Here is a 20,653-nt window from a genome sequence, read left to right as displayed (position 1 = left end):
CCCGGGGCGGAGGGCGCACGCGCCGCGACCGGAGGTGCGCCCAGGCGCCCGGGGTCAGGCCACGGCGAGGGTCCGGTGACCGACGGCGCGTCCGGTCACCGGGCGACCCGGTCCGGCGCTCCTCGGACGCGCGGCCAGCCGGGCGTGCGCGGGCGTGCGCGCCCCGGCGGACGACAGGACCAGCACGGGGCCGACCGGCCGCAGCTCCTCCCCCGTCCGCGCGACGAGGTCGACGAGCCGGATCCCGAGGGCCGCGCAGACCGCCGCGAGCACCTCCGACGACGCCTCCTTGCGACCGCGCTCGACCTCCGACAGGTACGCCGTCGAGACGCGGGCGGCGGTGGAGACGTCGACGAGCGTGCGGCCCTGGGCGAGCCGCGCGCGCCGCAGGATGTCGCCCATCACCTGGCGCAGGAGCGGTTCGGCGCGCCGCGCCTCGGGCCGCGGCCCAACTGCGTCCCGCGTGGCGACCTTCCGTCCGTCCATGCCGGTCACGCTACCCGCGCCCCGGTGCGGGCGTCGCCGGGCCGGGGCGCGGATCTGCTGTCGGCGTAAGGCTCACCAGTCCTCGAGCGTGGACGCCATCTGCCAGAACCGGGTCTCGTACCGGCAGCTCAGCTCGAACGCGTGCTCCATGCGGGCGCGCTCGGCCTCGCCGGCGTCGGCGGCGAGGGCGTCGAGCCGCGCGCGCAGGTCCGCGAGCACGTCCTCGGTCCGCTCGGCGGCGTAGAACTCCCACCACCCGGCGAGCGGGTGGTCCGCTGCGATCGCCCCCGGCGTCGTCGCGCGCTCGTCGAGCCAGAAGCGTCGCGCCGACCAGATGTACGTCCACGGGCACGGGAGCAGCGCCGCGAGCAGCACGCCCAGGCTGTCGCGGCCGGCGGAGAGCATGTGGTCGACGTAGGCCTGGGCGCTCGGTGCCAGCCGCGACACCTGCACGTCCTCGTACCGGACGCCGAGGAAGTCGCACATCGCGTGGTGGGCGTGGGACTCGTCGTCGAGCAGGAACCCCGCCTTGCCGTGGAAGAACGCGGCCCACGAGCGGTCCGGCGCGAGCGCCATGCCCAGGCCGTAGCAGCGCAGGTAGGCCGTGAGGTACTGGTGGTCCTGACCCACGTAGTGGCGGACGGCGGCGGGCTCGACCCTCCCGTCGCGGAGCCCGGCGAGGAAGGGGTGGTCGTAGAACTCGGCGAACAGGTGCGCGTACCGGCGGCCGAGCCCGGCGGTGAAGCCGTCCTCGTCGTCCCGGACGAGGACGCCGGGGGCACGGGTGCCCCCCGCCGTGCTCGTGGTGGTGCCCGTCGTGGTGCGCCCGGGGGTGGTCAGGGTGGTGATGGCAGACGTCGTCATGCCCACGTTCCTCCGCTCGTGCTAGCGAGATCAGGTTCGACGGGTCCGAGCGGCCGTACCGCTCGTCTCAGTCCCTCGGCCCGCAGCTCGTCGCCCGGGCGGGACACCCCGCGTGGTTCGTCGGCACCCTAGCAGGACCCGAGCGCGCAGCACCGGACGTGTCCGACCGGTCCCGCCGCGCGTCAGCGCCCCGACGGGCCGACCATGGACGCATGTTCCGGAGCCTCTTCCCGATCCTCACGGTGGCCGACGTCGAGCGGTCCCTCGGCTTCTACCGTGACCTCCTGCGGGGCACGGTGGAGTACGCGTTCCCCGACGACGGCCCTCCGGTGTACGTGAACGTGCACGTCGGTGGCTCCCCGCTCGGCATCGGCCTCGCCGACGAGGCGGACGTCCGCGGCGGCACGACGCTGTGGGTGTACGTCGACGACTGCGACCACGCGGTCGAGCACCTCGCCGCCGGCGGCGCGACCGTCGTCGAGCCACCGGCGGACCAGCCGTGGGGCGAGCGCGTCGCGCGCGTGCAGGACCCGGACGGCAACCTCGTCGTCCTGGGCCAGGCGCCCGCGCCGGACCCCGAGCCGGAGGGGCCGACCGGGCTGTCGTGAGCCGGGCCCGCCGCGCCGCCGGGCCCGTCGCCCGCCGGGCCGACGTGCCCCCACCGGGACTCGAACCCGGAACACGCCGGGTTTAAGCCGGCCGCCTCTGCCAGTTGGGCCATGGGGGCGCGCCCCGAATCTACCGGGTGCGCCGTCCTCTGGGTGCGCCACCCTCCCCCGGTCCGCCGACCGGCCGGGTGCGTGCCGGGCCCGGGCGCGACGAGGGGCGAGCCGCGGTCACGGCTCGCCCCTCGTCGTCGGTCAGGTGCCGGCAACCCCCGGCAGGTCCGGAGACCTCTCAGGAGGCCTTGGCCGCCGGAGTCCGCTCGTCCGAGTCGATCGTCGCGTCGGAGCCACCGGCCTCCGCCGCGGCGGCCGAGCCCTGCGCGGCCTGCTTCACCGGCTCCCCGTCCTTCTTCGGCGGCACGGACGCGGCGCGGAACTCGGCGCGCGGGTCGTGCAGCGAGCCGAGCGAGACGAGCTCACGGCCCATGAGGAACTGGCCGATCCACCCGATGAAGATGCGGAGCTTGCGGTTGCCCGTCGGCATGGCGAGCACGTGGTAGCTGCGGTGCATGAGCCAGGCGAGCACGCCCCGGAGCTTGAAGACCCCGAACAGCTCCGCGACACCCTTGTACAGGCCGAGCGACGCGACGGTCCCGACGTTCTTGTGGCGGTACTCGACCGGCGGCTCGCTGTGCAGCTCGAGCGCGAGGTTGTCGGCGAGGCGCGTCGCCTCACGGATCGCGTGCTGGGCGTTCGGCGGGCAGAACTTGCCGGGGTTCAGCACGTCCGGCACCGCGGCGCAGTCGCCCGCGGCCCAGGCGTTCGGCACGACGTTCCCGTCGGCGTCCACGACCTGGAGCGTCGGCAGCACGGTCACGCGGCCCATCTTGTCGGAGGGCAGGTCGGACGAGTCCTTGATGACCGGGTTCGCCTTCACGCCCGCGGTCCACACGATCGTGTCGGAGTCGAACTCGACACCCGTCGAGGTCACCACGTGGCCGTCGACGCACGACGACAGGAAGGTGCTGAGGTGGAACTCGATGCCGCGCTTCTTCAGCTCCTCGAGCGCGTAGCCCGCCATGGGCTCGCTGAGCTCGGGCAGGATGCGCCCGGCGCCCTCGATCATGACGAAGCGGAGGTCCTTCTCCTCGATCGTGGCGTAGTTCCGCGTCGCGTAGCGGGCCATGTCCTCGATCTCGGCCATCGCCTCGATCCCCGCGAACCCGCCGCCGACGAACGTGAAGGTCAGCATCCGGCGCCGCAGCGCCTCGTCCCACGTGGACGAGGCGACGTCCATGCGGTTGAGGACGTGGTTGCGGACGGCGATGGCCTCCTCGACGTTCTTGAAGCCGATCGCGTGCTCCGCGAGACCCGGGATCGGCAGCGTGCGGGAGACCGAGCCGAGGCCGACGATCAGGTGGTCGTACGTGACCGAGTAGTCGTCGCCCTCCTCCGGGTGGATCGTCACGCGGCGGTTGCCGTGGTCGATCCCCACGACCTTGCCCTGCAGGACGTCGACGCCCTTGAGCGCACGACGGTGCGGCGCCACGACGTCACGGCCGTCGATGGAGCCCGCGGCCGCCTCGGGGAGGAAGGGCGCGTACGTCATGTACGGGCGCGGGTCGACGACGACGATCGCCGCCTCGCGGCGACCGAGCTTCTTGCGCAGACGGCGCGCGGCGTACAGACCGACGGACCCGCCGCCGAGCACGACGACGCGCGGCACCTTGCGGGGCCGCGGCGAAGCGGTCTGGGCACGGCTGACCGAGGTCAGGTCATTCTGAGGCATGGTTCCAGAGTATTACTGCTCCCGGACCACGCGAGCCCTGGCGTCCGCCAGACGGGCGTGATCCCGCGCACGCCGGGCGGGCAGAACGGGGCGGAGCGGGCGGAACGGGGCGGAATCGGGCTCGGCGGGACCCGGGCGGCCTCGGCGTGCGGAGCCGTCCGGACGGGCATACTGCTGCGGTGCCGCCCACCGCCGCCTCGACCGACCCCGGTCCCGTGGAGGCGCGGCTGCTCGCCCAGCGCCGTTTCCGCCTCGCCGAGGCCGCGATCGCGGCGCTGGCGCTCGGGGTGGTCCTCGCGCTGCTCGTCGCGCTGCCCGCGGACGCCGGCCCGACTTCCGACGCGGTCACCGACGTCGTCCTCGGCATCATGCTGACGCTCGGTCTGCAGTGGGCGGTCGCGCTGCGGCTCGGCTGGCGCGTGTACGCCCTCCCGGCCGACCGGCGCCTGCGGCGCAGGTACCCGTTCCGCGGCTGGTGGTTCACGCCGGCCACCCCGGTCCTGGCGCCGGTGCTCGTGCTGCCCTGGGCGCTCGACGGCGTCTTCGGCCTCGGCAGCACCGTCGCCGGCGACCTGTGGCTGCTGTTCCTCCTGTTCCTCATGGCCGCGCTGCTCGGCCTGCTCGCCGTCCCGGCGGTGCTCGTGCCCCTCGAGCTGCTGGTCCGCGGCGTCGTGCGCCTCGCGACCGCGCGCGGCCGCGCGGACCGGCGGGACGGCACGGGGTACCTGTGGGGAGCCGTCTGCATCGGGTCGCTCACGGCGTTCGTGCTCGTGGTCGGCGGCGGCGCGAGCTTCGGCACCGGGGGGCGCGCCGCCTGGGGCGGCGTCGTGCTCGCGCTGCTCGGCGTCCCGGCCGGCTACACCGTGGAGAACCCCGCCCTGCTGTGGGTGGGACGGGCGATGTTCGCCGCCGTCCTCGCGTACGTCGTCGTCGAGGTGGTCCGCCGCCGACGCGCGAGGCGGTGACCGGGGTCAGGCGACCGACCAGGCGATCCCGTCGAGGATGTCGTGCTCGCTCGTCACGACGTCGGTGAGCTCTCCGCCCGCCGCCGCCACGTCGTCGCGGACGCGCGCCACGACCTCCGACCAGACGAGGGCCCCCGCGCCGATGACGTCGACGCGGCCGGGGTGCATGAACCCCAGCGCGGCACGCTCGGCGCGCGTGCGGTGCAGCAGGTCGTCGCACGCGGCGAGGACCCGGTCGACGCTCAGCACCGCGCCGTCGATCCGGTCGCGGTCGTAGGCGGCGAGCCGCAGCGCGTGGGCGGTCACGGTGGTGACGGACCCGGCGAGCCCGACGAGCGTCGCCGCCCGGCCGAGCGGCACGACGCGCGCCGCGTCGTCGAGCGCGGCGCGCACGTCCGCACGTGCCGCGGCCTCCTCCGCGGCCGTCGGCGGGTCGCTGCGCAGGTGCCGCTCCGTGAGGCGCACGCAGCCGACGTCCATGGAGGACGCGGCGTCGGGCGTCGTCGTGCCGAGGACGAGCTCCGTCGACCCGCCGCCGAGGTCCACGACCACGTACGGGCCGGGGCGCAGGCCCGCGACGGTGGAGGTCGCCCCGCGGAAGGACAGAGCCGCCTCCTCGTCGCCCGACACGACCTCGGGCCGGACGCCGAGCGCGTCGAGGACGCCCTGGACGAACTCGTCGCGGTTCTCGGCGTCGCGCGTGGCCGACGTCGCGACGAACCGTGTGCGGGTCGCGCCCAGCTCGGCCACGACCGCGGCGTAGCGCCGCGCGGCGTCGAGCGTGCGCTCCAGGGCGTCGGGAGCGAGACGGCCCGTGCGGTCCACGCCCTGCCCGAGACGGACGACCTCCATGCGCCGGTCGAGGTCGGTCAGCGTGCCCGCGACGGGGTCGACGTCGGCGACGAGCAGACGGATCGAGTTCGTGCCGCAGTCGATCGCGGCGACGCGCGACGCGCCCGGGGCGGGTGCAGGGACCGGGGAGACCCGCTGCGCGGCGGGAGCGGGGGTGGAGCCGGATGTCATGCTCCCAGCCTGCCACCCCGCTCGGCCCGGACGCACGCGAGCCGGGCGAACGGCGCCGCGGCAGGGCATGATGTGCGCTGCGACGCCACACGGCGCCCACGAGGCACGGAGGAAGCATGCACGAACCCGGGGGCGTGACGCCCGCGGACCGGGCGAGGCGGACCGCGACCACCCCGGACGGCGTCGACCGCCCGGCGCTGCTCGAGTCGGCCGCCCGCGCAGCGGGCCTCGGCACGTTCCGGTGGGACCTCGTCACGGGCGCCCTGCGCTGGGACGCGACGCTCCTCGAGGCCTTCGGCTACGACGAGGAGTCCTTCGGCGGGACGATCGACGCGTTCAACGCGCGCGTGCACCCGGACGACGTCCCACCCGTGACGGCCGCGCTCGACCGGGCGATCGCCACGTGCGGCGTGTACGAGGCGGAGTTCCGCGTGCTGCGTCCGGACGGCACCACGCGCTGGCTGACCGCTCGCGGCCGGGCCCTCGCGGGACCGTCGGGCGCCGCCGAGCAGGTGATCGGCGTCACGACCGACACGACGGCGCTGCGGGCCGGCGAGGAGCGCGTGCAGCAGATCCTCGAGGACATGACGGTCGCCTACTACTGGCTCGACCACGAGTGGCGCTTCGGCTACGTCAACGCGGAGGCGGAACGGATCCTCGGCACCTCGCGCGAGCGTCTGCTCGGCGGGGTGGTGTGGGACCTCTTCCCGGCCGCCGCGGCGTCCGTCTTCGAGGACAGCTACCGCGAGGTCGCCCGCACCGGGTCGCCGGTCGTGTTCGACGCCTACTACCCCGCGCCCCTCGACGGGTGGTACGAGGTGCGGGCCGTCCCGGAGCGCGGCGGGGTCGCCGCGTACTTCACGGAGGTGACCGAGCGGCGTCGTGCGCTCGAGCTCGCCGAGGCCGCGCAGGAGCGGGCGGCGCTCCTCGCCGCCGTCGCCGCGGACCTCGCCGAGACCCTGGACCCCGTCAAGGCCCTCGAGGCGGTCCTGCCGCACCTCGTGCCCGGCGTGGCCGACTTCGCCGTCGCGAGCACGCTCGACGAGGGCCCCGCCCCGTGGAAGCAGCGGCTGCACGACGTCGCGGCGCTGCACGCCGACCCCGCGAAGCAGCCCGTCCTCGACCGGTACCGCAGGCTCCGGGTGCCCGCGCTCACCCCGACGTCGCTCATCGCGGAGACGCTCGCGGGCGCGCCGCACGCCCTGCGGTCCGGGGCGCCACGTCCCGGAGACCTCGTCGAGGAGGGCCCCGCGCACGACCTGCTCGAGAGCCTCGCGCCGCACGCCATCGTCGTCATGCCGCTGCGCGGGCGCGGGCACGTGCGAGGCCTGATCACGCTCGTCCGGGGCGCCGAGCGCGGCGACTTCTCCGAGTCGGACCTCTCGGCGCTGCGCGAGGTCATGGCGCAGATCGGGCTCGCGCTCGACAACGCCCACCTGCACGCCGTCCAGCGCGACCTGGCCGAGGAGCTCCAGCGGAGCCTCCTGGCGCCCCTGCCCGAGCCCGACCACCTGCACCTCGTCGCCCGGTACGCACCGGCGACGGCCGGCGCCCAGATCGGCGGCGACTGGTACGACGCCTTCCTCGTGCGCGACGGGAGCACGTGCCTGGTCATCGGCGACGTCACGGGGCACGACCTGCGCGCCGCCGTCGCCATGGCCCAGGTCCGCAACCTGCTGCGCGGGGGCGCGCACGCCGTCATCGAGCCGCCGGCGGCGATCCTCGCGTCCCTCGACTGGGCCATGCACGACCTGGCGGTCGGGACCATCAGCACCGGCATCCTCGCCCGGGTCGAGCAGCCCGAGGAGCTCGAGGAGCAGGACCTGCGGATGCTGCGCTGGTCGAGCGCCGGCCACCTGCCGCCGCTGCTCGTCCACCCCGACGGCACGGCCGAGCTGCTGCACCGCCGGCCGGACCTGCCGCTCGGTGTGCGCGCGCACACCGACCGGCACGACCACACCCAGCTCATCCGCCCGGGGTCGACCGTCCTGCTCTACACCGACGGCCTGGTCGAGCGCCGCGGGGAGTCGCTCGCCGTCGGCCTCGAGCGGCTGCGGGTCGCCGCCGAGGCGCTCGGGGACCTGTCGCTCGACGAGCTGTGCGACGGCCTCATCGCCGACCTGGCACCCACGCGCGAGGACGACATCGCGCTGCTCGCCCTGCGCGCGTTCACGGCCGAGGCGCCGCGACCGGCCGAGGCCGGCCCCGAGGTGCTCCCCGAGGACCTCGTGGACCCGCTCCGGCCGGGGGGCTGAGGCCGCGCGGACGGGCTCCCGCCGGGGGCCGCGGTCAGCAGGTGCAGCGGTCGGGACGCCAGACGTCGCGCACGCGCTCCAGCGCCTCGTCGCCGAGCGGGTTGACGCCCGGGCCGGCCGCGAGCGCGTGGCCGACGAGCACGTGCAGGCACTTGACGCGCGTCGGCATGCCGCCCGCCGAGATCCCGTCGATCTCCTCGACGTGACCGAGGGCCTCGCGCTGCGCGAGGTAGTGCTCGTGGGCGGACCGGTAGGCCGCCGCGAGCCCGGCGTCCTCCGTCAGGCGGTCCGACATCTCTTTCATGACGCCGTTCGCCTCGAGCGTCGACGCGGCCGCGACCGCGCCCGGGTGCGTGAGGTAGAACGTCGTCGGGAAGGGCGTGCCGTTCTCGAGCCGCGGCGCGGTCCGCACGACGAGCGGGCGCCCGCACGCGCACCGGGCCGCGATGCCCACGACGCCGCGCGGCGGGCGGCCGAGCTGCTCGGCGAGGACCTCGAGGTCGTGCGGGGTCACGACCGCGTCGGGGTCGTCGGCGGGGATGGCGAGTCGGGCGTCGGTCACGGCGGGTCCTCGGGATGGCGTCGGTCGGGGGCGTCGGCAGATGCCCGACGGCGCGCGGCCGGCTCGGGCCGCGGCGTCACGGGTGGCGACGCGTCACCCATTCTCCCCGGTCGCGGCACCCGGCTCGTCCGTCGCGGGCGGAGCGGTCCCGTCGGCCGGTCCCTCCGGGCCGTCGCCGTCCTCGGCGTCGCGCTCCCCCGGTGCCGGCTGCTGCCCTGCCACCTGGACCGACTCCCACACCGCCTGGTACCACGGCGTGCCGTCGCGGCTCTCCACGGGCCCGTCGGTGATCGCCTGTCCCGTCTGCGGGTCGATGTCGTCCGCGACGGAGTCGGGGTCGAGCACGCGCCAGGGCCGCTCCCCCGGCATGACGTAGTTGAGCCGGTCGCGCGCCTCCCGCTCGACGTACGCGCGGTCGTCCCAGCGCTCCAGCTCGGCCTCCAGCTCGGCGTGCTGCGCCTGCGCGTCGACGAGGTCGCTGCGCAGCGCGCGCAGCTCGTTCGTCTGGGTCACGTACGCGCGCACGGTCGGCAGCAGGAGCACGACCGCGAGCAGCCCGACGACCGACAGGACGAGGGCCCGGACCGTCACGACCTCCGGGAGGAGGAAGCCGTAGCGGCTGCGGCGCCGGTCCTCCGGTCCCGGGCCCGCGGGACGGCGCGCCGTCGTCCGACGCGCGGCCGGGCGTCGCGTCGACGAGCTCGTCGCGGACCCGGCGCCGGACGCGGGCGTGGTGCGCTTCGCGGACGCCGATCCGGGTCCGGACGTCGTCGAGCGCCTCGTGCCCGACGACGCGGCCGCGCCCGAGGACTTCGACGAGCCCGTCCGCGAGCCGGAGGCGGGACGCGCGGAGGCCCCGGGACGCGCGGACGCACCGGGGCGCGGAGGGCGACGCGAGGACGGCATGCCCCGATTGTGCCGCCGCCCCGGGTCCCGCCGGGCCGCAACGCGCGGAGCAGGACGAACGTGAGCGGATCGTCACGCTCTCTTCACCTGTCGGGACGGGGACGCCGAGGCCCGGCGGACCGTGACGGTCCGCCGGGCCTCGGCGTGCGGTGCGGGCGCTGCCCGCTGCGCGGGTCCGGACCGGTCAGGCCGACCAGCGGGGGAAGGCGGTGCGCCCGGCGTAGCGCGCGGCGTCGTCCAGGGCCTCCTCGATGCGCAGGAGCTGGTTGTACTTGTTGATGCGCTCGCCGCGGGCGGGCGCACCGGTCTTGATCTGGCCGGCGTTCGTCGCGACGGAGAGGTCGGCGATCGTCGTGTCCTCGGTCTCGCCCGAGCGGTGCGACGTCATCGCGGTGAAGCCGTTGCGCTGCGCGAGCTCGACGGCGTCGAGCGTCTCGGTGAGCGTGCCGATCTGGTTGAGCTTGACCAGGAGCGAGTTGGCGGCCTTGAGCTCGATGCCCTTGGCGAGGCGCTCCGGGTTGGTGACGAACAGGTCGTCGCCGACGATCTGCACACGGTCGCCGACCTCGGACACGAGCTGCGACCAGGAGTCCCACTCGTCCTCGGACAGCGGGTCCTCGATGGAGACCAGCGGGTAGTCGCGCACGAGCTGCTCGTAGTACGCGATCATCTCGGCCGGCGTCTTCGCGCCGCCCTCGAACCGGTACGCGCCGTCGGAGAAGAACTCCGTCGCCGCGACGTCGAGCGCGAGCGTCACGTCGGTGCCGGGCGTGAAGCCGGCCTTCTCGATCGCGACGAGGATGAGGTCGAGCGCCTCGCGGTTGTTCGCGAGGTTCGGCGCGAAGCCGCCCTCGTCGCCCAGGCCGGTGGCGAGGCCCTTCTCCTTGAGCACGGACTTCAGCGCGTGGTAGACCTCGGCGCCGGTGCGCAGCGCCTCGCGGAACGACGACGCGCCGATCGGGGCGACCATGAACTCCTGGATGTCGACGTTCGAGTCCGCGTGCGACCCGCCGTTGAGGATGTTCATCATCGGCACGGGCAGGACGTGCGCGTTCGGGCCGCCGACGTAGCGGTACAGGTCCAGGCCGGCGCTCTTCGCGGCAGCCTTCGCGACGGCGAGCGAGACGCCGAGGATCGCGTTCGCGCCGAGCTTGCCCTTGTTGGGCGTGCCGTCGAGGTCGATGAGCGCGGCGTCGATGAGGCGCTGGTCCTCCGCCTCGAAGCCGATGAGCTCGGGGGCGATGTCGTCGATGACGGCGTTGACCGCACCCTCGACGCCCTTGCCCAGGTAGCGGGTCTTGTCCCCGTCACGACGCTCGACGGCCTCGAACGCACCGGTCGACGCGCCCGACGGCACGCCGGCGCGGGCGAACGTCCCGTCGTCCAGGACGACCTCGACCTCGACGGTCGGGTTCCCGCGGGAGTCGAGGATCTCGCGCGCTCCAACGGCTTCGATGCTGGCCACAGGTGCTCCTTCAGGCAGGGGGCGCGCAGGCGCTCCGACCTCGGCGGACCCGGGCATGAGAACCCGGGGCACCGGTGTGCGCCCGCGACGGTGGTGGGTTTACGACCCCACCCTAGTGCCCGCGTGTGACCCGCGCCGCTCCGTCCGCCCCTCGGGCGCGTGGCGGTGACCTCCGTGTCGCGGTCCGGGACCAAGGTCCCCGCGCCCTCGGACCGGGCCGGCCGGCAGCGGTCGGCGCGGCGCTCGGGTGCGGCGGTCAGGAGGGCGGGGTCGCGGCGGAGGCGGCCGTCTCCGCCGCGGCGATCGCGGCCTCGACCCGGCGCAGCTCCGCGCGCAGCGCGCCCTCGGCGTCGATCCCGTCCGCCTCGGCGCGCGCGACGAGGGCCAGCAGGTCCCGCCCGAGGCGGTCGGACGCCGTCGGGCCGGGCGGGCCGGCCGCTTCCGCGGGAGAGGGCGCGGCCACCGCGTCGTCGCCCGGGCCCGACGGCGCCGCGAGCGCCGACGCGAGCGCCTCGCCGAGGCCGCCGCGCCGCGTGCGCGCGAGGACCTTCTGGGCGCGGGCGAGCGCGCCCTGCGTGTGGGAGATGCCCTCGAGGACCGACGTGCGCTGCTTCTCGGCCTTCTTGATGGCGTCCCACTGGGCGTGCAGGTCGGTCGTCGCGGCGGCCTCGTCGGCGAAGACGTGCGGGTGCCGGCGCACGAGCTTGGCGACGAGGTCCGCGGCGACGTCGTCGACCGTGAACGGGTCCGCCTCCTCGCTCGCGATGCGGGCGTGGAAGAGCACCTGCAGGAGCAGGTCGCCGAGCTCCTCGCGCATGCCCGCGCGGTCGCCGGTCTCGATGGCCTCGGCGAGCTCGTGCGCCTCCTCGAGCAGGTAGTGGACGAGCGAGGAGTGCGTCTGCTCGCGGTCCCACGGGCACCCACCGGGCGAGTACAGGCGGTCCATGACGTCGACGGCGGCGCGCAGCCCGTCGGTCGTGGGTGCGGCAGCGGGGTCCGGGACGGGGGCGCTCATCGCCCCATCGTAGGGAGGGCCGACCGGCCGCCGGCCACGCCGGCGTGGCCCGTCCGGGTGCCGGACGGGCCACGCCGACGCGGTCGGCGAGGCCGGTCAGCCGCAGGTCGTCCCCTCGTACGCCGCGGAGAGCGTCCGCGTCACCTGGCCGCCTCCGCCACCGACGGCGCCCGTCACGGTCACGGTGGCCGTCCCTGCCGGGACCGACGCGGTCCGGACGGCGAACGACCGGTATGCGGACCTGCCGGGGGCGACGGCGGCGGACGACCTCGTCCCGTACGGGGTCGCGAGCGACACGTCGAGCGGGACGTCGGTGCCGTTCGTCGCACGGACCGCGACGTACGCCCTGCCCGCGAGGCACCGGGCCTGCGCCTCGACGGCCACCGGGAGCTCGGGCTCGGCGCCCACGAGCTGCGCCACACCCCACCGGGCCGTCGACTGGTACCCCGTGCCCGACGGGTCGGCCCAGTTGCGGATCGCCGCGCGCGCGCCGTCGGCGGCGTCGTTGACCTGGACGTCGAAGCCGTGGAACGACCCCTCGCCGCCGTGCTCGAGGAGGCTGACCGACGCCTCGACGACGTACCCGTCCGCGGTCCGCTCGACAGCGCTCGTCACGCGTCCGCGCTGGAACGCCTCGTCGCCCGTGCCGAACGACACCGCGTTCTCCGCGCTGATGCGCACCTGCACGTCGTCGTACCGGTAGGCACCGTTCTTCGCGTTCCCCGCGTCGACGTAGATCTCCACGGAGTCCTGCACCCACGGGTCGGACCCCGAGACGTCCACCACCGGGTCGGCGACCTCGGCGAGGACGTACAGGGTCTGGCCGTGCCACAGCGTGCGGACCGTCGCGACGGCGCCGCCGCTCCCCAGCACCTCCTGGGTCGTGGTCACGGGCTCGCCCGCGGCGTCCCACGCGGCGTCGACCGCCCCGTCGACCTCCGGGGCGGTCGGCGCCTGGGCCACCTCGAGGAACGAGAGCGGTTCGAGCAGGCGCAGCGTGCCGGTCGCGCCGGTCGTGTTCCACCCGGTGGTCGCGGCGCCGTCGGTGACGCGCACGTCGAGCGCGAGCGTGCCGCCCTCCGCGGCGGCGTCGAGCGGGAGGTGCGCGACGACGTCGTACCCGCCTTCCCGCTCGGTCACGACCGCGGTCGCACCGGCCGACGTCGCGCCGTCGCGCCGGACGACGTGCTCCACGCCCTCGAGCTCGAAGGTCACGGCGTCCGTCGCGTCGGCCGGGTCCGCGGCGTCCTGGACGCTCGCGTACGCGGTGAGGTGGTCCGACGCCCAGCGGAGCTGGAACGCCGCCTCGCCGTCGGGCACGGCGAACCGGTGCAGCGGCAGCCGCAGCCACGCGGGCGCCGAGGACGCACCGTCGTCGAGCGGGACGTCGCCCGCGAAGACGTCGGCCGTGCGCAGGCGCGCGGGCAGGTCACCGTCCACCACGCCGTGGTAGGCGGGCTTGGCCTTGAGCGCGTCGTCGAAGACGAGCGGGGCGCCGCTGCTCGCACGCCAGCTCCGCCCGTCCGTGAGGCCCCACACGGTGACCGAGTACAGGTCGTCGGCGTGCTCGCGGAAGACCCGGAACGCGTCGCGGTAGTAGTACCCCTGCTCGACGAGGCCCGCCTGCGTGACCGGGGTCCCCGTCGTGACGTCGAGCTCGGTCACGGCCTGCGTGACGGGCAGGTCGGCGAACCGGTCGATCGCGCCCTCGAGCGCCGAGACCGGCATGGCGAGGCTCACGTGGAACTGGTGCCCCACGCCGTCGACGGGCACGCCGCGCGTCAGGAGGCGGTCGACGACCGCGCGGTAGCGGTCCTGCTTGCCGCCCTGCTCGGTGTTGTAGTCGTTGATGAACAGGGCGACCGGTCGCTCCCCGCGCTCGGCGGCGCCCGGGTCCGCGTAGACCCTGTTGAACGCCTCGTCGGCGTACTCGAACGCGAGGTCGAGGTACTCCTCGCCCAGGACGCGGAACCACTCGGAGCGGCGCAGGCCGTCGGGGTTCTCCCCGCCGTCCGACACGACCTCGTTGACGACGTCGAAGGCCGTGACCGGGTTGCCGCCGCCGAACGCGCCGTACTCCTGGGCGAGCCAGCCCGCGACGTCGAAGACGTGCGTGCGGAGGCGGTCGCGCAGGACCTGCTTGTCCGCCGCGGACGTCGTGAGGGGCTCGCCGTCCGGACCCTCGAAGAACCACGCGGGCGTCTGGCTGTGCCACACGAGCACGTGGCCGTAGACGCGCAGGTCGCGCTCGGCGGCGAAGTCCATGAGCGCGACGGCCTCGGGGTGGGGGCGGAAGGTGCCCTCGGCGTCGTACCAGGCCTCGGGCTTCATGTGGTTCTCCGCCGTGACCTGGTCGAAGTGGCGCAGGAGCAGCTCGGACGCGGCACCGGAGGTCTCGCGCGAGTCGACCGCGACACCGACCGGCACGTCCAGGGTCTCCTTGATGCCGGTCAGGTCCTCGACGACGGGAGGTGCGGCCGCGCGCAGGACGACGTCGTCGACCAGCAGGTCGCTCGTGTTGTCGCCGTTGTAGTCCGTCTCGAGGTAGAGGAGCGCGGAGTCGGCGTCGGCCCCCTGGAACGACGTCGTGACGTGCGTCCAGCCGCTGTTCGTGATCCCCGAGAGCTGCGCGAGGGTCGAGTACGACGTGGCGCCCCCGACCGTGCGCGCGATGCTGAGCCAGACGTCGTCGACGGGCTGGCCGTCCGCGAAGCGGACCCAGGCGCTCAGCTCGTACGTCGTGCCCGCGGCGAGGAGACCGGTCACGTCGTGGCCGATCCCGTCACCCTGGCCGTCGCGGTCCGTGACGACCGCTGCCTGCGCGCCGTCGTGCGCCGCGGTCGTGAGGCCGAGGGTCGGGGTCGTCGCGTCGCCGGCCCGCGGCACCCAGCCGTCGAGCCCGTCCTCGAAGGACGACTCGAGGAGCGCCTGCCCGGGGGGCGGGGGCGTGCCCTGCGGGAAGGTGAACGTCCAGCCGTCCGCGAGCCGCTCGGTCACCACGGTCCCGACCGCCGCGAGCGTGCCGGACCGGTCGCCGCCGCCGTCGTGCGCCAGGACGACCTCGCCCGGTTTCATGGCCGCGCGCAGGTTCGCGGTGAGCGTCGCCACGTCCTGCGTCTCCCAGTCCGCGATGGTGTTCGTCACCGCGAGCGGCTGCATCCCGAGCGCGACGGCGACGGCGGGCGTGCCGCCCCACGAGCCGTTCGGCGCGCGGAAGAACGGCACGGGGTGCGCGGCGTCGCCGAGCGCGGTGCGGATGATGCCGAGGTTCTCGACGAGGTCGGCGCGGACCTCGTCGGCGGTCCACGCGCCCATGTCGGCGTAGCCGGTCGAGTGGTTGCACAGGACATGGCCCTCGTCGACGATGCGGCGCAGGATCTCCGCGCCGCCGGGCGCCTCGACGTTCTGGCCGATGACGCAGAACACGGCGCGGAGGTCGTGCTCGGCGAGGAGGTCCAGCAGGGCGGGCGTCGTCCCCGGGTTCGGGCCGTCGTCGAACGTCAGCGCGGCGACGTCGCCGCTGCCCTGCGCGAGCCGCACGGGCGTCGTCACCGGGTTCACCGCTCCCCCGGGGACGACGTCGCCCGGGTCGACCGCCTCGCGCGTCGTCACGAGGACGTCGTCGACGAGGAACGACGGGTGCGAGCCCCCGACCGGCGCCGCCTCGACGTAGAGCGTCGCGGCCGTCAGACCGTCGGGCATCGTGTAGGCGCCGCCGATGCGGACCCAGCCGTCGGCGGTCGTCGCGACGGCGCCGCCGACCCAGGTGTAGGCGTCACCGCCGCCGCCCGTCTCCTGCACGGTGAGGTGGACCCCGGACGAGCCGGCGGTGCCGGCCGGCAGCTTGACCCACGCCTCGACGTCATAGGTGGCACCCGCCTCGAAGAGCGTCGTGACCGACGTGGCCGGTCCGTTCCAGTCCCCGGTGCGACCGCTCACGCGCAGGCTGCTCGCGCCGCCGTGCGCCTCGGCGTCCGTGAGCGCGAGCGTCACCGGACCGCGCGGGCCCCACGGCGCGGCCGTCGACTCAAAATCGTTCTCCAGAACGATGTCGATATCGTTATCGAGAACTGCGGACGTCTCCCGTGCCGCCTCGTCGACAGCCAGCGCGCCACCCGCTCCCCCGCCGACGACGAGGGCCGCAGCCACTCCCGCCGCGACGGTCCTCCAGGTCCTTCGCATCATCGCTCCCTCGCGATCGCTCAGCCGGGCCCGCGGCCCGCCGGGCGCGCCGGTGCGCCCGCCCTCACCCTAGGCGCGAGGGCACCGGCAGGACAACGGGTGAACAAATCCGCGGGGCGTCGGTGCCGCCGAGGTCCCGCGGGCGTGCCGTGGGTGTGCCACGAGTCGTGCCCGTGCCGGTCCGCACCTCGGGACCACGGACCCGTGCGTCCACGGGCCGAGAGGCCTAGCGTCGGAGGGGAGGGCCGGCACCGGCGGTCCCACGACGAGAGGACACGGACATGGGCACGCACCGCCGCTGGGCGGACCTCGGTCGAGGTCAGAAGATCGCCGTCGGCGTCATCGGGGCCGTCCAGGTCGCGCTGACCACCGCGGCGTACCGCGACCTCGCGAGGCGCCCCGCGGACGAGGTCAACGGCACGAAGCTCGCGTGGGGCATCGCCCTGCTCGTCAACTGGGTCGGCCCGATCGCGTACTTCCTCGACGGCCGCAAGCGCTGACGCGTCGCGGCCCGCCCGTCAGGCGCGGGCCGCCGTGCCCACCGTCGCCGCAGCGCTCACCTCGCCGAGGACCACCGCGTCGATGAGCTGGCGCGCCCACTCGAGCACCTCGGTGCCGCGCAGCGGGCGGCCACCGATCCGTGCCGTCGTGGGGTACGGGACGAGGAACGCGCGGATCGCGGGCTTGAGCAAGGTGCCCGGATAGAGGCGCTTGAGGCGCAGCTGCGCGGACTCGGGCAGGTCCACCGGCGCGAACCGGATGAGCTTGCCCTGCGCGGTGACGTCCGTGAGCCCCGCCCGGCGCGCGTGGTTGCGGAAGTCCGCGACGTCGAAGAGCGCCGCCGCGACGTCGGGCAGCGCGCCGTACCGGTCGACGAGCTCCGCCCGGACCTCCGCGAGCTGCGGCGCGTCGGTCGCCGCCGCGATCTTCCTGTACGCCTCGAGGCGTAGCCGCTCGGTCGCGATGTACGACTCCGGCAGGTGCGCGTCGACCGGGAGCTCGATGGACACCTCGGGCTGCTCCTCGGGACCGTCGCCACGGAAGTTCGCGACGGCCTCGCCGACCATGCGCACGTACAGGTCGAACCCGACGCCCGCGATGTGCCCGGACTGCTCGCCACCGAGCAGGTTGCCCGCGCCGCGGATCTCGAGGTCCTTCATCGCGACCTGCATGCCCGCGCCGAGGTCGGTGTGGGCCGCGATCGTGGCGAGGCGGTCGTGCGCCGTCTCCGTGAGCGGTCGCTCCGGCGGGTAGAGGAAGTAGGCGTAAGCGCGCTCCCGGCCGCGGCCCACGCGACCGCGGAGCTGGTGCAGCTGGGACAGGCCGAGCATGTCGGCGCGCTCGAGGATGAGCGTGTTCGCGTTGGAGATGTCGAGGCCGGTCTCGATGATCGTCGTGCAGACGAGGACGTCGAGCTCCTTCTCCCAGAACGCCCGGATCACCTGGTCGAGCTGGTGCTCGTTCATCTTGCCGTGCGCGACGCCCACGCGGGCCTCGGGCACCAGCTCGCGCAGGCGCGCGGCCTGCCGCTCGATGGTCTCGACCTTGTTGTGCACGTAGAAGACCTGGCCCTCGCGCAGCAGCTCGCGGCGCAGCGCGGCGGCGATCTGCTTCTCCTCGTACGCGCCGACGTACGTGAGCACGGGGTGGCGCTCCTCGGGCGGCGTCGCGAGCGTCGACATCTCGCGGATGCCGGTGACCGCCATCTCGAGCGTGCGCGGGATCGGGGTCGCGGACATCGCGAGCACGTCGACGTTGGTGCGCAGCTGCTTGAGCGTCTCCTTGTGCTCGACGCCGAACCGCTGCTCCTCGTCGATGATCACGAGGCCGAGGTCCTTGAACCGGATGCTGCCCGTGATGAGGCGGTGCGTGCCGATGACGACGTCGACCTTTCCCAGTCGCAGGCCCTCGATGGTCTCCTCCGACTCCTTGGCCGTCTGGAAGCGCGACAGCGCCTTCACGGTCACGGGGAAGCCCGCGTACCGCTCGGAGAACGTCTCGAAGTGCTGCTGCACGAGCAGCGTCGTCGGCACGAGCACCGCGACCTGCTTGCCGTCCTGGACCGCCTTGAACGCGGCGCGGATCGCGATCTCCGTCTTGCCGTAGCCGACGTCGCCGCACACGAGGCGGTCCATGGGGACCGTCTTCTCCATGTCGGCCTTGACCTCGTCGATCGTCGCGAGCTGGTCGGGCGTCTCGACGTACGCGAACGCGTCCTCGAGCTCGCGCTGCCACGGCGTGTCCGCGCCGAAGGCGTGACCCTGCGTCGCCATGCGCGCCGAGTAGAGCCGGATGAGCTCGCTCGCGATCTCGCGGACGTGCTTGCGCGCGCGCGACTTCGTCTTCGCCCAGTCCGCGCCGCCCATCTTGTTGACGCTCGGCGACTCGCCGCCGGTGTACTTCGTCACCTGGTCGAGCTGGTCCATGGGCACGAAGAGCCGGTCCCCCGGCTGCCCCCGCTTGCTGCTCGCGTACTCGATCACGAGGTACTCGCGCGTCGCGGCGTTGCCGCCCGTGCCGAGCGTGCGCTGCACGAGCTCCACGAAGCGCCCCACGCCGTGCTGCTCGTGAACCACGAAGTCGCCCGCCTTGAGCTGCAGCGGGTCGACGACGTTGCGCCGCCGCGACGGCATCTTGCGCATGTCGCGCGTGCTCGACCCGGCACGGCCCGTGAGGTCTGACTCCGAGAAGACCGCGAGCCGCAGCTCCGGGACGACGAAGCCCTTCCCCACCATCGCGGGCGTGACGAGGACGATGCCGCCCTCGGGCTCGTCGTCCAGTCGCGCCACGAGCCGCGCGGGGGTGTCCGCGGCGCCGAGCTGCTCGACCATGCGCTTCGCGGGCCCGTGGCCCTCCGTCGTGAGGACGAGGCGCCAGCCGGCGTGCTGGAGCCCGCGGATGTCGTCGAGCGCGCGGGCCACGTCGCCGCGGTAGGACTCCACGTCGCGCGCGCCGATCGTGAACGTCGGGACGCCGTGGGCGCTCTCCCCCACGTGCGGGCCCGTCGTGCCCGACGCCGCCCGGTCGCCGGGCGCACCCGGCCCGCCGACGGTGTCGGGCTCCGCGCCGGGCAGGTCGAGATCCGGGTTGTCGAGCGCGAACGACGACAGCGTCCACCAGCCGAGGCCGCGGCGCTGCGCGACGGCCCGGACGTCGGAGAACGTCGCGAACGAGGCGGAGGAGAGGTCGAGCGGAGCCTTGCCGCCGGCCACCGCGCCCGTCCACGCCGCGGCGAGGAACTCCTCGGTGGTGGCCACGAGGTCGTGCGCCCGGCGGCGCACGCGCTCGGCGTCGTCGAGGACCAGGAGCGCGTCGTCGGGCACGAGCTCCAGCACCGGCACCATGCGGTCCACGAGCACGGGCGCGAGCGACTCCATGCCCTCGACGGCGATGCCGGCGGCCAGCCTGTCGAGCATCTCCGTCGCACCCGGCAGCTCCTCGACCAGCGCCGCGGCGCGGGCCCGCACGGAGTCCGTGAGCAGGATCTCGCGGCACGGGGGCGCCCACAGGCCGTGCTCGGCGATCTCGAGGCTGCGCTGGTCCGCGACGGCGAACCAGCGGATCTCGGACACCTCGTCGCCCCAGAACTCGACGCGCAGCGGGTGGTCCTCGGTCGGCGGGAAGACGTCGAGGATGCCGCCGCGCACGGCGAACTCGCCGCGCCGCTCGACCATGTCGACGCGCGTGTACGCCGCCCCGACGAGGCGCTCGGCGACGTCGGTGAGGTCGGCGGTGTCGCCGTGGTGGAGCGCGACCGGGACGAGGTCCCCCAGCCCGTCCACGACCGGCTGCAGGAGCGCGCGGACCGGCATCACGAGCACGCGCACCGGTCCCGACGGCCCGACCTCCGCGTCCGGGTGCGCGAGGCGCCGGAACACCGCGATGCGCTTCGCCACCGTGTCCGCGCGCGGGCTCAGTCGCTCGTGCGGCAGCGTCTCCCAGCTCGGCAGGACGGCGACGAGGTCCGCGAGCTCGTCGGGCAGGTACGCGCGCACGCTCGCCGCGAGCTCGTCCGCGTCGCGTCCCGTGGCCGTCACGACGACGAGCGGGCGCGACCCCGAGGCCGCCCGGGCGAGCACGTCGTCGGCCGAGGTCGCGGGCGCGCTGCCGCCGTCCTCCCCGGGCGAGCCCGTCGCCCGCGCGCCGGCCATCGCCGCGAGCAGCGGCGGCCGCACGCCCGCCGGACCCACGACGTCCGCCTCGCCGCGGGCGCGCACGTGCTCGACCGCGGCGGCCGCGGCGGGGTCGGCGAGCAGCGTGGGCAGGATGCCGGTGAGGTTCATGCGGTGCGGGTCCTTCCGAGGACGACGTCGAGGTGACGGCGAGCCCCGCAGAGCGGTGCGCGGCTCGGAGCGGTCGAAGGGCTGGACGGCGAGGCAGCACGAACGGCCCGGACCGACGGTGCACCCGTCGGGGACGAGCGCGGAGGTCCGGGCTGGGACGTGCGTGTCGCACCGTCTCGAGGAGCCCACAGGAGCCGTGGCGGGACGACGGCATCCAGGGTACGCCGGGGCGCCCACATGCTCGCGTCCGCCG

At 74.9% G+C, this 20,653-nt stretch carries 14 protein-coding genes, 1 tRNA gene and 1 riboswitch; of the genes, 4 read left to right on the top strand and 11 right to left on the bottom strand.

Annotated features, from left to right (window positions below):
* Positions 1-54 precede the first annotated feature (54 nt).
* Positions 55-486, bottom strand: coding sequence for a helix-turn-helix domain-containing protein (locus ACWPWV_RS11110; protein ID WP_454043051.1), 432 nt, complete (start codon positions 484-486; stop codon positions 55-57).
* 72 nt (positions 487-558) lie between these two features.
* Complete coding sequence (locus ACWPWV_RS11105) at positions 559-1,350, bottom strand: TenA family protein (protein WP_454043050.1); 792 nt, start codon at positions 1,348-1,350, stop codon at positions 559-561.
* Positions 1,341-1,471: riboswitch (TPP riboswitch) on the bottom strand. (Overlaps the previous gene by 10 nt.)
* 91 nt (positions 1,472-1,562) lie before the next feature.
* Here ACWPWV_RS11105 and ACWPWV_RS11100 point away from each other — a divergent pair.
* Positions 1,563-1,958 (top strand): VOC family protein, encoded by a 396-nt coding sequence (locus ACWPWV_RS11100; protein WP_454043049.1) that lies wholly within the window; start codon positions 1,563-1,565, stop codon positions 1,956-1,958.
* 45 nt (positions 1,959-2,003) lie between these two features.
* Here ACWPWV_RS11100 and ACWPWV_RS11095 read toward each other — a convergent pair.
* Positions 2,004-2,077, bottom strand: a tRNA-Leu gene (locus ACWPWV_RS11095).
* 170 nt (positions 2,078-2,247) lie between these two features.
* Positions 2,248-3,744 carry an NAD(P)/FAD-dependent oxidoreductase gene (locus tag ACWPWV_RS11090; protein ID WP_454043048.1) on the bottom strand — a complete coding sequence of 499 codons (1,497 nt, stop codon included), beginning with the start codon at positions 3,742-3,744 and terminating at the stop codon, positions 2,248-2,250.
* 179 nt (positions 3,745-3,923) lie between these two features.
* Between ACWPWV_RS11090 and ACWPWV_RS11085 the strand changes: the two genes are divergently transcribed.
* On the top strand, positions 3,924-4,709 hold the full coding sequence (locus ACWPWV_RS11085) for a hypothetical protein (RefSeq protein ID WP_454043047.1): 786 nt from the start codon (positions 3,924-3,926) through the stop codon (positions 4,707-4,709).
* Between the two features lie 6 nt (positions 4,710-4,715).
* On the opposite strand, the gene ACWPWV_RS11080 is transcribed toward ACWPWV_RS11085, so the two are convergent.
* Positions 4,716-5,732, bottom strand: coding sequence for a Ppx/GppA phosphatase family protein (locus ACWPWV_RS11080; RefSeq protein WP_454043046.1), 1,017 nt, complete (start codon positions 5,730-5,732; stop codon positions 4,716-4,718).
* 116 nt (positions 5,733-5,848) lie between these two features.
* On the opposite strand from ACWPWV_RS11080, the gene ACWPWV_RS11075 reads away from it, so the two are divergent.
* Positions 5,849-7,987 (top strand): SpoIIE family protein phosphatase, encoded by a 2,139-nt coding sequence (locus ACWPWV_RS11075; RefSeq protein ID WP_454043045.1) that lies wholly within the window; start codon positions 5,849-5,851, stop codon positions 7,985-7,987.
* Between the two features lie 34 nt (positions 7,988-8,021).
* Here ACWPWV_RS11075 and ACWPWV_RS11070 read toward each other — a convergent pair whose 3' ends face one another.
* The 5 genes from ACWPWV_RS11070 to ACWPWV_RS11050 form a co-directional block, all read right to left on the bottom strand.
* Positions 8,022-8,549: a DUF501 domain-containing protein gene (locus ACWPWV_RS11070; RefSeq protein ID WP_454043044.1), complete on the bottom strand. Its 528-nt coding sequence runs from the start codon at positions 8,547-8,549 to the stop codon at positions 8,022-8,024.
* 93 nt (positions 8,550-8,642) lie between these two features.
* On the bottom strand, positions 8,643-9,455 hold the full coding sequence (locus tag ACWPWV_RS11065) for an FtsB family cell division protein (RefSeq protein ID WP_454043043.1): 813 nt from the start codon (positions 9,453-9,455) through the stop codon (positions 8,643-8,645).
* 184 nt (positions 9,456-9,639) lie between these two features.
* A complete protein-coding gene (eno, locus tag ACWPWV_RS11060; protein ID WP_454043042.1) occupies positions 9,640-10,920 on the bottom strand; it encodes a phosphopyruvate hydratase in 1,281 nt (426 codons plus the stop codon).
* Positions 10,921-11,176: 256 nt separating this feature from the next.
* Positions 11,177-11,935: a MazG family protein gene (locus ACWPWV_RS11055; RefSeq protein ID WP_454043041.1), complete on the bottom strand. Its 759-nt coding sequence runs from the start codon at positions 11,933-11,935 to the stop codon at positions 11,177-11,179.
* A gap of 96 nt (positions 11,936-12,031) precedes the next feature.
* Complete coding sequence (locus ACWPWV_RS11050) at positions 12,032-16,117, bottom strand: endo-1,4-beta-xylanase (protein WP_454043040.1); 4,086 nt, start codon at positions 16,115-16,117, stop codon at positions 12,032-12,034.
* A gap of 281 nt (positions 16,118-16,398) precedes the next feature.
* On the opposite strand from ACWPWV_RS11050, the gene ACWPWV_RS11045 reads away from it, so the two are divergent.
* A complete protein-coding gene (locus tag ACWPWV_RS11045) occupies positions 16,399-16,617 on the top strand; it encodes a PLD nuclease N-terminal domain-containing protein (protein ID WP_454043039.1) in 219 nt (72 codons plus the stop codon).
* An 18-nt stretch (positions 16,618-16,635) separates the two neighbouring features.
* Here the strand turns inward: ACWPWV_RS11045 and mfd are convergent, their stop codons facing one another.
* Complete coding sequence (mfd, locus tag ACWPWV_RS11040; protein WP_454043038.1) at positions 16,636-20,400, bottom strand: transcription-repair coupling factor; 3,765 nt, start codon at positions 20,398-20,400, stop codon at positions 16,636-16,638.
* Positions 20,401-20,653: the final 253 nt, after the last annotated feature.

This window comes from Cellulosimicrobium sp. Marseille-Q8652, from assembly GCF_965112045.1.
This window is presented reverse-complemented; position numbering and strand designations above follow the sequence as displayed.

Coding starts and splice junctions, on each gene's coding strand:
- ACWPWV_RS11055 (WP_454043041.1), bottom strand. CDS start 11,935: ATGAGCGCCCCCGTCCCGGACCCCGCTGCCGCACCCACGACCGACGGG.
- ACWPWV_RS11105 (WP_454043050.1), bottom strand. CDS start 1,350: ATGACGACGTCTGCCATCACCACCCTGACCACCCCCGGGCGCACCACG.
- mfd (WP_454043038.1), bottom strand. CDS start 20,400: ATGAACCTCACCGGCATCCTGCCCACGCTGCTCGCCGACCCCGCCGCG.
- ACWPWV_RS11090 (WP_454043048.1), bottom strand. CDS start 3,744: ATGCCTCAGAATGACCTGACCTCGGTCAGCCGTGCCCAGACCGCTTCG.
- ACWPWV_RS11080 (WP_454043046.1), bottom strand. CDS start 5,732: ATGACATCCGGCTCCACCCCCGCTCCCGCCGCGCAGCGGGTCTCCCCG.
- ACWPWV_RS11065 (WP_454043043.1), bottom strand. CDS start 9,455: ATGCCGTCCTCGCGTCGCCCTCCGCGCCCCGGTGCGTCCGCGCGTCCC.
- ACWPWV_RS11110 (WP_454043051.1), bottom strand. CDS start 486: ATGGACGGACGGAAGGTCGCCACGCGGGACGCAGTTGGGCCGCGGCCC.
- ACWPWV_RS11045 (WP_454043039.1), top strand. CDS start 16,399: ATGGGCACGCACCGCCGCTGGGCGGACCTCGGTCGAGGTCAGAAGATC.
- ACWPWV_RS11100 (WP_454043049.1), top strand. CDS start 1,563: ATGTTCCGGAGCCTCTTCCCGATCCTCACGGTGGCCGACGTCGAGCGG.
- ACWPWV_RS11050 (WP_454043040.1), bottom strand. CDS start 16,117: ATGCGAAGGACCTGGAGGACCGTCGCGGCGGGAGTGGCTGCGGCCCTC.
- ACWPWV_RS11075 (WP_454043045.1), top strand. CDS start 5,849: ATGCACGAACCCGGGGGCGTGACGCCCGCGGACCGGGCGAGGCGGACC.